The following is a 12,402-nucleotide window of genomic DNA, read 5'->3' as shown; positions in this document are numbered from 1 at the left end:
GCCGGACCGTCAGTCGCCGGCGGCGATGATCACCTTGAGCGCGTGCTCGTCGGCAGCGTTCGCGAACGTGTCGTACGCCTCGTCGAACTGATCGAACGTGAACCGGTGGGTGATGAACTTCTCCGGGGAGATGTCCCCGCGTTCGATGCTCTCCAGGAGTTCGGGTGCGGTCGTGGCGTTGACCAATCCGGTGGTGATCGTGAGGTTGTTGATCCAGTCCCGCTCGATCGGGAAGGTGACGCTCTCCCCGTGCACGCCGACGTTGGCGACATGACCGCCGGGACGGACGGAATCGAGCGCGACGCCGAACGTCGCGGGCACCCCGACCGCCTCGATCGCCACGTCCACCCCGAGCCCGCCTCGGCTGAGTTCCTTGAGTTGCGCGACCACGTCCCCGCCTGCGTTGACGTCGATCGTGTCGGTCGCACCGAAGTCGCGCGACTGCTCGAGCCGGAACTTGTTGCCGTCCACGGCGATCACCTTCGACGCGCCGGCCGCCGACGCCGTCATCACCGACGCCAGCCCGACCGGCCCGACCCCGACGACGGCGACGACGTCGCCCTCTGCGACGGCGCCGTAGAGCACCCCGATCTCGTAGCCGGTCGGCAGGATGTCGCTGAGCATCGTGCCCTGCTCGGGAGTCACCTTCTCGGGAAGCGCGATCAGACCGTTGTCCGCGAACGGAACCCGGACGTACTCGGCCTGGGTGCCGTCGATGAGGTGACCGAAGATCCAGCCGATGCCGCCCACCGTCTGGCAGTGCGACGTCAGGCCGGCCTTGCAGAACTCGCATGTTCCACACTTGCTCACGCACGACACGATCACGCGGTCCCCGACCTTGACCCGTTCGCAGCCGGGACCGACCTCGGTGACCACTCCGACGCCCTCGTGCCCGAGGATCCGACCCGGCGTGACCGCCGGTACGTCGCCCTTGAGGATGTGCAGATCTGTTCCGCAGATGGTGGTCACCTCCATCTTGACGATGGCGTCCGTCGGTTCCAGCAGGACCGGATTCGGAACGTCCTCCCAGGCCTTCTGACCTGGACCGTGATACACGAGAGCTTTCATGGCCGACTCCTTGTGGTTGCGGGTCCTCGCGCGAAGAGTAGGCATGGGTGCGCTCGCAGAACGTCTCACCTTGAGACGACTGCCCGGCCGGGAAGAAGTCTCACTTGATGGCGACAGGGTTGACAGGAGAACCGGTGGCCTCGTTGATCTTCAGCGGCGCGGCCACGTAGAAGAACGTGTAGACCCCGTCGTCGGCGCAATCGGCGGCGAGCTTCTCGAGGTCGCAGATCTCGGTGAACGCCACGCCGAGGTTGCGCATGAGCGCGTTGTGCAGCACCAGAGCGGCGCCGTTGTTCGGGTCCACGGTCACCTCGTTCGCGATGGTGTCGGTCACGAGATTCGGTATCTCCATCTCCTGGAACCAGGACACGAGTTCGCGGGAGTAGACGAGGCCGGATTCGCAGAAGTCGCTGTAAAACTCGACGGCGTTCTCGAAGAACAGTTGCAGGTGATTGGTTCGGATCACCACGATGTCGCGCGGCTGGATCTCCGTGCCCTGGTACTCGGCACACGCGATCAGATCCTCGTGGTCGAACGTCTCGTACGGCTCCAGGTAGGCCTTACCCCGGTGACGTGCGATGTCGAGGAGCACGGCGCGACCGACCACTCCACGCTCGGCGATCGGCGCGACGCTGGCCCTCGACAAGCCCCCGATCGTGGTCCTCGAGTCGTACCCGTTCCAGATCTGGCCGTCGTACCAGACGTGGCCGAGCGCGTCGTACTGCGTGGAACCCTGGAGCGATGCGGTGAGCTTGTCGTCGGCGCAGTGCATGCCTCCGGGGAAAGCAGGCCCTTTGCCGTCATCCCAGTGCGATTCGTCAAGGGTCATCTCGCGAGTGGCAGGGCTACGACCCGGCCACACGGGGTCACCGTGGGGATCACCGATCAGGCGCTGAAGCGTGAACACCGCGCCCCGCCTGATCTGCGCCGCGCCCGCCAAGACCTGTGCGGCCGTCAGATGGTTCAGGCTGCCCACCTCGTCATCGGGTCCCCATCTGCCCCAATTGGTGGGCGAGTCGGCGAGGATCTCGCTGAGATCGGGCACGGCGGCATCTGCCATCGATTCACCTTCCGCAGGGTGTCAGCGCGCGACGCGCGCTGGATGTGCAATCGGGTGCCGAACGGCAACGCTGACGTGCGTCGAAACAGCACCCGCAATACGGCATGTGATCCGTACCACTTTTGGGACTTGTTACCCTGCCGACTCACCGAATACGACCGTAGTTTGGACGAATGACCCGTGATGTATACGTCGAAGACCTCGTACCCGGTGACCGCATCCGCCTGGAGGGCACCCCGCGAGTGGTTCGGACCACCAGTCGTCTCGACGACAACCAGTTGCGCATCGAACTCGTGAAGGGCCACGACGACCTGAGCGAGGTCGTCCTGGACCGCACCGTCAAGCTGCAGGTCAACTGACGCCTGATTCGACGATCCCGTCGTTCGGGCGGACCTATGGGTCAGGCCGCCCGGGCGCCGTCGAGATCGCCGAACACCGCCTGATTGTGGTCGAAAGCGGCGATGGCCTCGTCGACGAGCCGGTCGATCCCTGTGGCGTCGAGCGGTAGCGCGTCGAGCCGCGCCCGGTAGGCGTCCTTGTAGCGCTTGAGCTTGTCGATCTCGTCGAACGAGTAGAAACTCAGCGCCGCGTCCTCGACCCCGTAATGCTCTCGCATGCGGTGGGCCACCACCTGGCCACCGCTGAGGTCGCCGAGATAGCGCGTGTAGTGATGAGCCACGTAGCGCGCCGGGTCGGTGCGGGTTGATTCGATCGCCGCTACATACCGCGCCACTGCCGGCAGCGGCGACGCCGTCGACGGGTCGATGCCGAAGGAGGCGAGGTCGGCGCCGAGGCGTTGCAGGCGAAGCAGTTTCGGGTCCAGCACGGCGTCGGCCACCGGGTCCCCCGCCAGGTCGGCACCGACACGCTCGAGCGCCTCGTAGACGAAGTACAACTGGACCGCCAGGCGCTGATACTCGCCGGAGTCCAACCGGCCCGACATCAGATCGTCGATGAACGGCGCATGCTCGGCGCGTTCGTGCGCCACCGCGGTGGCCGAACGCAGACGTTCGGAGATACTCGGGCGGTCGTGTGGTCCGACGTTCTGGGGATCGGGCGTCATGATGCCACCAGTGTTACCACCAGAGTCCGGTGATCGGAACCCGGCAGGTAGTGGGTGTCCATCGACGTGGCCACGAAACCGCGCAGGATGACCCGGTCGATGGCGACCAGCGGCCGGTTGCCGAGCTGCTTGTCGGTGGGATAGCTCGGCAGGAACCCGGCACCGGCCATGTCGGTGCCGTCGACGAGCCCGTTGGTCAGCAGGCTGCGATACTTCGCGTGATTCCAGGTGGAGTTGTAGTCCCCGATCGCGATCACCCGGCCGGGTGGGAGCTCGGCGAAATGTGTGGCGAGCGTGTCCATGTCGTCGTGCCAGTCCCAGTTGCGACCCCACAGCGGCGCCGCCGGGTGGATGGCCAGGACCTGGGTCCCGGCGGCGCCCGGCAGGTCGGTGCGGGCCTGCAGGTTGTGCAGCACCGTCCCCGGGATGTTGTATCGCTCGTCCAGCGGGCGCTTGCTGAACATCGCGGTGCCGGCCGCGTAGGTGTACGGGATCGCGAACTCGTGCGGCAGGGTCCGGCCGATCTCACTGCGCCGCAGACGTTCCAGCGCCTCGGGGGTGACCTCTTGGAGGGACACGAGGTCCGGATCGGCGTCGGCGACGATCTTCTCGAGCGCACCCAGGTCGCCCCCGCCAAAGAGCAGGTTGGCCGACACGACGGTGAACCGCTCGCCGGACGGCGCCGCGTTGGCGATGACCAGCGGCACCTGGGTGTAGGCCAGACCGCCGACGGCCACGATCGCAATCGCCAGCATGAACCAGCGCCGCAGGACCGCGAAGACGACGATGGCGATCACTCCGGGGATCAACGCGAACTGCACGGCGCTCGTGAGGTACAGCGCGACGTCACCGCGGGACGGGTAAAAGTGCAGGAACACGCCCAGCACCACGCCGGCGAGCATCGCCCACCCCAGGACGTACGCGGCCGCCCACAGAAATCTCGTCATCGCTCCCCCATGTGATCCGGTGTTCCCCCGCCGGAGTCAGCTGCGCCCTTCCGCGCCCGTCCGCATCTCTCCGCGCTCAGGCCCCGAAGACCTTGAGCACCACGGCCTTGGCCCGGCGCGTCACCCGGAGATAATTCTCCAGGAACTCGTTGGCCTGGTCCTCCGGCCACCCCGCGGCAAACGCGATCTGGCGCAGTTGTGCACCCGGCCCAGGTAGTTGATCGATCGGCTTGCCACGCACCAGGACCAGCGCGTTGCGCGCCTTCGTCGCGGTCGTCCAGGCGTCCTTCAACAGCGCGACGTCGTTCTCCGACAACAACTCCGCCGCGCCGATGGCATCCAGTGAGTCCAGCGTCGACGTGTTGTGCAGGCTCCGATAGCGGTGCGCATACTTCAGCTGCAGGAGCTGCACCGTCCACTCGATGTCGGCGAGGCCACCGCGGCCGAGCTTGGTGTGGGTGGCCGGGTCGGCGCCGCGCGGCAGACGTTCGGCGTCCACGCGGGCCTTGATCCGGCGGATCTCCCGAACGGCGTCGTTGCTGACACCGCCGGCCGGATACCGCACGTGGTCGATCATGTGCAGGAAGTCGATGCCGAGGGCCTCGTCGCCCGCTACCTGATGCGCCCGGAGCAGCGCCTGGACCTCCCACGGTTGCGCCCACTGCGCGTAGTAGGCGGCGTAGGACGCGAGGGTCCGCACGATCGGACCGTTCCGGCCTTCGGGTCGCAGCCCTGTGTCGACCTCGAGGGGTGGATCCGCGCTCGGGCTCCCCAGCATCGACCGCACGTTCTCGGCGATCGTCTGCGCCCACTTGAGCGCCTCGGACTCCTCGGCGTCCCGATCGGGCTGACACACGAACATCACGTCGGCGTCGGATCCGTAACCCAGCTCGCCACCGCCGAGCCGGCCCATCCCGATCACCGCGATGCGCGCCGGCGCCCGGCTCCCCCGTTCTCGCTCGGAGATGTTGATCGCGACGGTGAGCGCTGCGTTCAGGACCGCCGCCCACACACTGGACAGCGCCTTGCAGACGGCCGGTACGTCCAGCAGTCCCAGCACGTCGGCAGAGGCGATGCGGACCAGCTCGGCCCGACGGTGCGAACGGGCCACGGCCACTGCGCGTTTCATGTCCTGCTGGCGGACCGTCGAGGCGACGAGGCCCTTGGCGACGTCCTCGGGGCGCACGTTGCACAGCTTGGGCCCGTCCGGCCCGTCGGAGTACTGGTGGATCACCTCGGGCGAACGCATCAGCATGTTCGCGATGTACTCCGACGTCCCGAGCACCTTCATCAGCCGCGCCGCCACCACGCCGTCGTCGCGCAGCAGTCGCAGGAACCAGTCGGTGTCCTCCATCACGTCGCACAGCCGGCGGTAGTTCAGCAGGCCGGCATCGGGATCCGGTGTATCCCCGATGTGTTCGAGCAACTGCGGCAGGATGAGCAGCTGGATCTGACCGCGGCGTCCCGGCGCGTTCGACAGCGCGCGGATATGACTCAGTGCCCGATCGGGTTTCGCGTAACCCAGTGCGGCCAGCCGCCTCTCGGCGGAGGTGTCGGTCAGGGTCAGCTCGTCGGTCTTGAAGCGCGTGACCGCCTCGAGCAGCGGGCGGTAGAACAGCTTCTGGTGCAGCCGCCGGACCCGCAGGCTCTGGTGGCGGATCTGTTCGCGCAGCACCCCCGTCGCGTCGAGTTCGCCCTCTCGCCGGATGTGTGCGGCGCGGGCGAGCCAGCGCAGCGCCTCGTGGTCGTCGGGCTGCGGCAGCAGATGCGTCCGGGACATGCGCTGAAGCTGCAGCCGGTGTTCGAGGAGACGCAAGAACTGGTACGACGCACTGAGATTCGCGGCGTCGTCGCGTCCGACGTAACCGCCCGCGGTGAGCGCGGCCAGCGCGTCGACGGTCGGCATCACGCGCAGGTTCTCGTCCACCCGGCCGTGCACCATCTGCAGGAGCTGGACCGCGAACTCGACGTCGCGCAGACTGCCGCGCCCGAGTTTGAGGTTGCGCTCGCGCTCGTCCTCGGGGAGCAGGGATTCGACGCGGCGTCGCATCTTCTGCACCTCGGGCACGAAGTCGGGCCGCTCGGCCGCCTTCCACACCATCGGTTTGACCGCGGCGATGTAATCGTCGGCGAGATGCATGTCGCCGGTCATCGCCCGGGCCTTGAGCAGCGCTTGGAACTCCCAGGTCTTGGCCCACCGTTCGTAGTAGGCCACATGCGATTCCAGGGTTCGGGTCAGCGCTCCGGACTTCCCCTCGGGCCGTAGCGCGGCATCGACCTCGAAGAACGCGAGCGAACCGATGCGCATCATCTCGCCCGCGATCCGCGCCGCGGTACCGTCGGCCGGGTCACTGACGAAGATGACGTCGACGTCGCTGACGTAGTTCAGTTCGCGCGCACCGCATTTGCCCATCGCGACCACGGCGAGCCGGACCGGGATGGGATCGTCCCCGCAGACCTCGGCGAAGGCGACGGCGAGGGCGGCGGTCATGGCGGCGTCGGCGCAGTCGGACAGGTAGGCACCCACCTCGGGCAACCACATCACCGGTTCGTCCTCGACGGTCGAGGCGACGTCGTGGGCCGCGAGTTGCAGGATCAGGTTGCGGTAGGCCAGGCGGAGTGCGATGACGGCCTTCGGGCCGGTGAGCGCCGACCGGTACACCCGGTTGCCCTTCTCGACCTCGCCCGGAACGGGCTCGGCACCGACGGAGGCGAGCATCAGACGGTCGACCTCGGCACGGTCGGGCAACTCGTCGGCGAGCAGGAGCCGCCAGCTCGACGGTTCGGCGACCAGGTGATCGGCGAGCGCGTCCGACGAACCGATGACCGCGAACAGGCGCCCACGGAATGCGCGCTCCGCGCGCACCAGGCCGTCGATCTCGGACCACTCGTCGCCGACGGCGCTGCGCAACCGCACGAGCGTACGGAGGGCCAGGTCGGCGTCGGGAGACCGCGACAGGGCCCACAACACGTCGACCGATTCTGGCGTGTTCCACCCGAGATCGGCGAGGTTCCGGGGTGCGGAGTCGTCGAGCAGACCCAGCCGGCCCGCGCTGGGGACGGTGCTGCGTCCGGCTCGCCCCGGGGGGCCCGATCGTGTTGTCACATCACAAAAGTAGCGACCGGATCCGATCGGCACGACATCGCGGTCCCGGACCGGGCAAGGCCGCCCTTACAGCGGCAGGTAGTTCTGCAGCTCGAACGGGGTCACGAGGCTGCGGTAATTCGTCCATTCCGTCCACTTGTTTCGCAGGAAGTAGTCGAACACGTGCTCGCCGAGGGCCTCGGCGACCAGCTCCGAGTTCTCCATCTCCTTCAGCGCGTCGGCCAGGCTGCCGGGGAGTTCCTTGTAGCCCATCGCCCGACGCTCGGCCGAGGTGAGCGCCCAGACGTCGTCCTCGGCCTCGTCGGGCAGCTCGTAGTCCTCGTTGATGCCCTTGAGCCCGGCGGCCAGCAGCACCGCGAAGGTCAGGTACGGATTGCAGGCGGAGTCGGGGCTGCGGACCTCGATGCGGCGCGACGACGCCTTGTTCGGCGTGTAGAGCGGGAGTCGGATCAGCGCCGAGCGGTTGGCGCCGCCCCAGGTGGCCGCGGTCGGCGCCTCACCACCGTGGATGAGCCGCTTGTAGCTGTTCACCCACTGGTTGGTGACCGCACTGATCTCCGAGGCGTGATGCAGGATGCCGGCGATGAACTTCTTTCCGGTGGCCGAGAGCTGCATCGGGTCGTCGGGGTTGTGGAAGGCGTTGAGGTCGCCCTCGAACAGGCTGAGGTGGGTGTGCATCGCCGACCCGGGATGCTCACTGAACGGCTTGGGCATGAACGTCGCCCAGACGCCCTCGTTGATCGCGACCTCCTTGATGAGGTAGCGGAACGTCATGACGTTGTCGGCCATCGACAGCGCGTCGGCGTAGCGCAGGTCAATCTCCTGCTGACCGGGCGCACCCTCGTGGTGGGAGAACTCGACCGAGATGCCCATCGACTCCAGGGCCTCGATGGCATGCCGCCGGAAGTTGGGCGCGGCGTCGTGGACGGCCTGGTCGAAGTACCCCCCGGAGTCCGCGGGAGTCGGCACCGACCCGTCCAGGGGCGCCTCTTTGAGCAGGAAGAACTCGATCTCGGGGTGGACGTAGCAGCTGAAGCCGAGGTCGGCGGCCTTGTTGAGCTGCCGGCGCAGCACATGCCGTGAGTCGGCCCAACTGGGAGTGCCGTCGGGCATCGCGATGTCGCAGAACATGCGTGCGGAATGGTGCCGACCGGCCGAGGTTGTCCACGGCAGCACCTGGAAGGTCGACGGATCAGGCTTGGCCACGGTGTCGGCTTCCGAGACCCGGGAGAATCCCTCGATGGACGAGCCGTCGAAGCCGATACCCTCGGCGAACGCGCCCTCGAGTTCGGCCGGGGCGATCGCCACGGACTTCAGATAACCGAGGACGTCGGTGAACCACAGTCGGACGAAGCGGATGTCGCGCTCCTCGAGGGTCCGCAGCACGAATTCCTTTTGGCGATCCATGGTCGCCGACATTAGAAGTACGCTGTTAAATCCGTGTTACACGCGCAATTCCAACTCGATGTGCTGCAGTTTTACGGACTCAATCCCACATCGTGAGACGTCCGACCAGTAGCTGGGACGCGGGGCCGGGCACGAAATCCCAAGTGAACTGCCGACAGAGTCGCACACGGCGCTCTCGACCCCGTCCGCGCGTGTGACCAATCGCATAAACATGGCAGGTCACAACAGGTCGTCCTAGTGAAACAATGGCCTACGTCCGTGTTCAACCCGGGTACCCGCCGCGCCTCTCCGGCCAGTCGGGACTCGAGGCAGAAAAGAGACAACGATGTCCGATTCCTCGGTTTACGGCGCGTCCGCCCCCGCCCAGTCCGCCAAGCGACGCGTGACCCGCATCCACCATCTCGCGCAGATGAAGGCCGAGGGCGAGAAGTGGTCGATGCTCACCGCATACGACTACTCCTCCGCCCGCATCTTCGACGCCGCCGAGATCCCCGTCCTGCTCGTCGGCGACTCCGCCGCCAACGTCGTCCTGGGCTACGACACCACCATCCCGGTCACCGTCGACGAGATGGTCCCGCTCATCCGCGCCGTCGTACGCGGCGCACCGCATGCACTCGTCGTAGCCGACATGCCGTTCGGCAGCTACGAGATCGGCCCGCAGCACGCCCTCGAGAACGCATTCCGGATCTTCAAGGAGACCGGTGCGCACGCGGTGAAACTCGAAGGCGGTGAACGCGTCGCCCCGCAGATCGCGGCGCTGACCGCGGCCGGCATCCCGGTCATGGCCCACATCGGGTTCACCCCGCAGAGCGTCAACGGGCTCGGCGGCTTCCGTGTCCAGGGCCGCGGGGACGGCGCCGATCAGCTCGTCGCCGACGCCATCGCCGTCCAGGAGGCGGGCGCCTTCGCCGTGGTGATGGAGATGGTGCCGGCCGATCTCGCCGGTCAGATCGCCCGCAAGCTGACCATCCCGACCGTCGGCATCGGCGCGGGCAACGAGACCGACGCGCAGGTCCTCGTGTGGCAGGACATGGCCGGACTCTCCCACGGCAAGACCGCGAAGTTCGTCAAGCGCTTCGCCGATGTCGGAGGCGAATTACGCTCGGCCGCCGAGCAATACGCCGACGAGGTGCGCCGCGGAGTGTTCCCCGGCCCCGAACACAGCTACTGAGAGCCCGGACGTCAGCACTACGCTGACGTCCATGCGGAACTTCTACCCGGAGATCGAGCCCTACGCCTCCGGCCATCTCGACGGCGGCGACGGCCAGCAGATCTACTGGGAGACCTCCGGCAACCCGGACGGCAAACCCGCCGTGTTCGTGCACGGCGGGCCCGGGGGCGGGACGTCCCCGGCGCAGCGCCGGTTCTTCGACCCGGCGAAGTACCGGATCGTCCTGTTCGACCAGCGCGGCTGCGGACAGTCCCGGCCCCACATCGCCGACGGCGCGAACCTCACCGTCAACACGACACCGCACCTCATCGCCGACATGGAGCGCCTCCGTACTCATCTCGGGATCGACCGCTGGCAGGTCTTCGGCGGTTCCTGGGGTTCGACACTCGGTCTCGCCTACGCGCAAGCCCATCCCGACCGCGTCACCGAACTCGTGCTGCGCGGCATCTTCCTGCTGCGGCGCAGCGAGATCGACTGGTACTACAACGGCGGGGCCGCCCACATCTACCCCGACCTGTGGGAGAGCTACCTCGAGCCCATCCCCGTCGACGAACGCGACGGCGACCTCGTCGCCGCCTATCACCGCCTGCTCACCTCCGGGGACGCCGCGACGGCCCGCGCCGCCGCCCGCGCCTGGACGGGTTGGGAGCAGGCGACCAGCTATCTCCTCCCCCGCCCCGACGAGGAGTCGGACGGTTCCTCGGCGGACGACCCCCAGAAGAAGGACACCGACCGCTTCGACCTCGCCTTCGCATCGATCGAGAACCACTACTTCGTCAATCACGGATTCCTGCGCGACGGTCAGCTCCTCGACGAGATCGACACGATCGCCTCCATCCCCGGCGTGATCGTGCAGGGCCGCTACGACGTCGTGTGCCCGATGCGCAGCGCCTGGGACCTGCACCGCGCCTGGCCGGCTGCCGATCTCCGCATCGTCGCCGACGCCGGGCACGCATCGTACGAGCCGGGTATCAGACACCACCTGATCGAGGCCACGGACCGGTTCGCGCGGTAGCCGACGCCAGTACTCCGCACGCACCACTAAGCTCGACGGACAGCCGTCGAGAAACCAGGAGGAACAGGTGGCCGCATCCGAGCAGGTCGAGGTGGAGCTGAAGTTCGACGTGGACGCCGGACACGTGGCCCCCGACCTGCGGGTGCTGCCCGGTGTCGTGTCGGCGACGACCCCGGAGACGTTCTCACTCGACGCCACCTATTTCGACACCGAGAACCTCGACCTCGCCGGCAACAAGATCACCATGCGTCGGCGTACCGGCGGAAGCGACCAGGGCTGGCACCTCAAGCGCCCCACGGGCATTCCGGGAACCCGGCGAGAGCTGCACGTGGGCTTCGACGAGGCGCCCGCGGACGGCGACGTCCCCGACGCGCTGTCGACACCGGTCCTGGCCCACATCCGCGAACGCACCCTGATGCCGGTCGCCGTCATCTCCACGACGCGCACCGTGACCCGGTTGCTCGGCGCCGACGACGAGCCGCTCGCCGAACTCGCCGAGGACCTCGTCACCGCCCAGTCGCTCCTGCCCGGCGGTCACAGCCAGCAGTGGGCGGAGTGGGAGTTCGAGCTCCTCGCCGGTGGCACGCCGAAGCTCCTGAAGGCCGCCGACAAAGCGCTGCGTGCCGGGGGCGGCCGCGAGGCGTCGAGCGCGTCGAAACTCGCCCGTGCGATCGGCGCCACCCCGACCGTGCACGAACCGCGCCTGTCCAAGCGACCCACCGCACTCGAACTCGTCGTCACCGACATTGCGCTGCACCGCAATTCGCTGGTCGCCTACGATCCCCTGGTGCGCGTCGACGCCCCCGACGCGGTGCACCAGATGCGCGTGGCGTGCCGCCGCCTGCGCAGCGTGTTGTCGGGCTTCCCCACCGTCCTCGACGCCGAGCGCACCGCCCACATCGGCGCCGAGCTGAAGCTGCTCGCCCAGATCCTCGGCGACGCACGCGATTCAGAGGTGCAGCTCGAGTTGAGCGAATCACTGCTGCGTGGCGAGAACGCCTCGCCGGAGCTGCTCGCCGAGCTCGCCGGCACCGAGGTCACCGCCCACGATCGCGCCCTGCGCGCGGCACACGCCGCGATGTCGTCGAAGCGGTACTTCGCCCTGCTCGACAGCATCGACGGCCTGATCGCGTCGCCCCCACCGGGCCCCGACGCCGACATCCCGGCGACCACGGTCGTCGACAAGGCGATCGCCCGCAGCCGCAAGCACATCCACCGCGCACAGGCTCGTCTCGCCGGCTTCGCCGAGGGTTCCGACGAGTGGGAGGAGCAGCTGCACACCATCCGCAAGCGCGCCAAGCGGCTGCGCTACAGCATCGACGCGACCGAACCGCTCGGGAAGAAGAAGTATCGCGAGGTCGGCGTGGCGGCCAAGAAGATCCAGTCCGCGCTGGGCGATTTCAACGACACCCGGATCAACCGGACGCGACTCGCACAGATCGCCTCGGCCGGCACCCTCGGCGGCCCCGACATGTTCGTACTCGGCCGGATCGACGCCCGGCTCGAGGCCGACGGGCACCGCGCGATCGCCGCGTACCGCCGAGTCGCCAAGGAACTCTGACCGA

Annotated in this window: 10 protein-coding genes; 4 read left to right on the top strand and 6 right to left on the bottom strand. The window is 67.8% G+C overall.

Annotated elements, in window-relative coordinates; translation table 11 throughout:
* Positions 1 to 9: 9 nt before the first annotated feature.
* Together FFS52_RS00145 and FFS52_RS00140 are read right to left on the bottom strand one after the other, a co-directional pair.
* Positions 10 to 1,068 (bottom strand): alcohol dehydrogenase catalytic domain-containing protein, encoded by a 1,059-nt coding sequence (locus tag FFS52_RS00145; RefSeq protein WP_068971685.1) that lies wholly within the window; start codon positions 1,066 to 1,068, stop codon positions 10 to 12.
* A 100-nt stretch (positions 1,069 to 1,168) separates the two neighbouring features.
* Positions 1,169 to 2,128 carry a cyclase family protein gene (locus FFS52_RS00140; protein ID WP_068971684.1) on the bottom strand — a complete coding sequence of 320 codons (960 nt, stop codon included), beginning with the start codon at positions 2,126 to 2,128 and terminating at the stop codon, positions 1,169 to 1,171.
* 173 nt (positions 2,129 to 2,301) lie between these two features.
* On the opposite strand from FFS52_RS00140, the gene FFS52_RS00135 reads away from it, so the two are divergent.
* Positions 2,302 to 2,487, top strand: a complete 186-nt coding sequence (locus tag FFS52_RS00135) for a hypothetical protein (protein WP_065630063.1) — start codon at positions 2,302 to 2,304, stop codon at positions 2,485 to 2,487.
* 41 nt (positions 2,488 to 2,528) lie between these two features.
* On the opposite strand, the gene FFS52_RS00130 is transcribed toward FFS52_RS00135, so the two are convergent.
* The 4 genes from FFS52_RS00130 to glnA all read right to left on the bottom strand — a co-directional run bounded on the left by FFS52_RS00130 (position 2,529) and on the right by glnA (position 8,651).
* Positions 2,529 to 3,191: a biliverdin-producing heme oxygenase gene (locus FFS52_RS00130; protein ID WP_068971683.1), complete on the bottom strand. Its 663-nt coding sequence runs from the start codon at positions 3,189 to 3,191 to the stop codon at positions 2,529 to 2,531.
* Positions 3,188 to 4,138, bottom strand: coding sequence for an endonuclease/exonuclease/phosphatase family protein (locus tag FFS52_RS00125; RefSeq protein ID WP_068971682.1), 951 nt, complete (start codon positions 4,136 to 4,138; stop codon positions 3,188 to 3,190). Before FFS52_RS00125 ends, FFS52_RS00130 begins: the two co-directional genes overlap by 4 nt.
* Before the next feature lie 76 nt (positions 4,139 to 4,214).
* Positions 4,215 to 7,244, bottom strand: a complete 3,030-nt coding sequence (locus tag FFS52_RS00120) for a bifunctional [glutamine synthetase] adenylyltransferase/[glutamine synthetase]-adenylyl-L-tyrosine phosphorylase (protein WP_137808467.1) — start codon at positions 7,242 to 7,244, stop codon at positions 4,215 to 4,217.
* Between the two features lie 66 nt (positions 7,245 to 7,310).
* On the bottom strand, positions 7,311 to 8,651 hold the full coding sequence (gene glnA, locus FFS52_RS00115; RefSeq protein ID WP_065630066.1) for a type I glutamate--ammonia ligase: 1,341 nt from the start codon (positions 8,649 to 8,651) through the stop codon (positions 7,311 to 7,313).
* A gap of 325 nt (positions 8,652 to 8,976) precedes the next feature.
* On the opposite strand from glnA, the gene panB reads away from it, so the two are divergent.
* The 3 genes from panB to FFS52_RS00100 all read left to right on the top strand — a co-directional run bounded on the left by panB (position 8,977) and on the right by FFS52_RS00100 (position 12,398).
* Entirely contained in the window at positions 8,977 to 9,822 is an 846-nt protein-coding gene (gene panB, locus FFS52_RS00110; RefSeq protein ID WP_068971681.1) for a 3-methyl-2-oxobutanoate hydroxymethyltransferase, read from the top strand.
* Positions 9,823 to 9,853: 31 nt separating this feature from the next.
* On the top strand, positions 9,854 to 10,837 hold the full coding sequence (gene pip / locus FFS52_RS00105; RefSeq protein ID WP_068971680.1) for a prolyl aminopeptidase: 984 nt from the start codon (positions 9,854 to 9,856) through the stop codon (positions 10,835 to 10,837).
* A gap of 67 nt (positions 10,838 to 10,904) precedes the next feature.
* Complete coding sequence (locus FFS52_RS00100; RefSeq protein WP_068971679.1) at positions 10,905 to 12,398, top strand: CYTH and CHAD domain-containing protein; 1,494 nt, start codon at positions 10,905 to 10,907, stop codon at positions 12,396 to 12,398.
* The last annotated feature ends 4 nt before the right edge of the window (positions 12,399 to 12,402 follow it).

Source organism: Gordonia sp. ALPHA1B1, assembly GCF_005502615.1.
GTDB classification, from domain to species: Bacteria; Actinomycetota; Actinomycetes; order Mycobacteriales; family Mycobacteriaceae; genus Gordonia; species Gordonia hongkongensis.
Note: the sequence above shows the minus strand (reverse complement) of the source record. Positions and strands in the feature narration are given on the sequence as shown.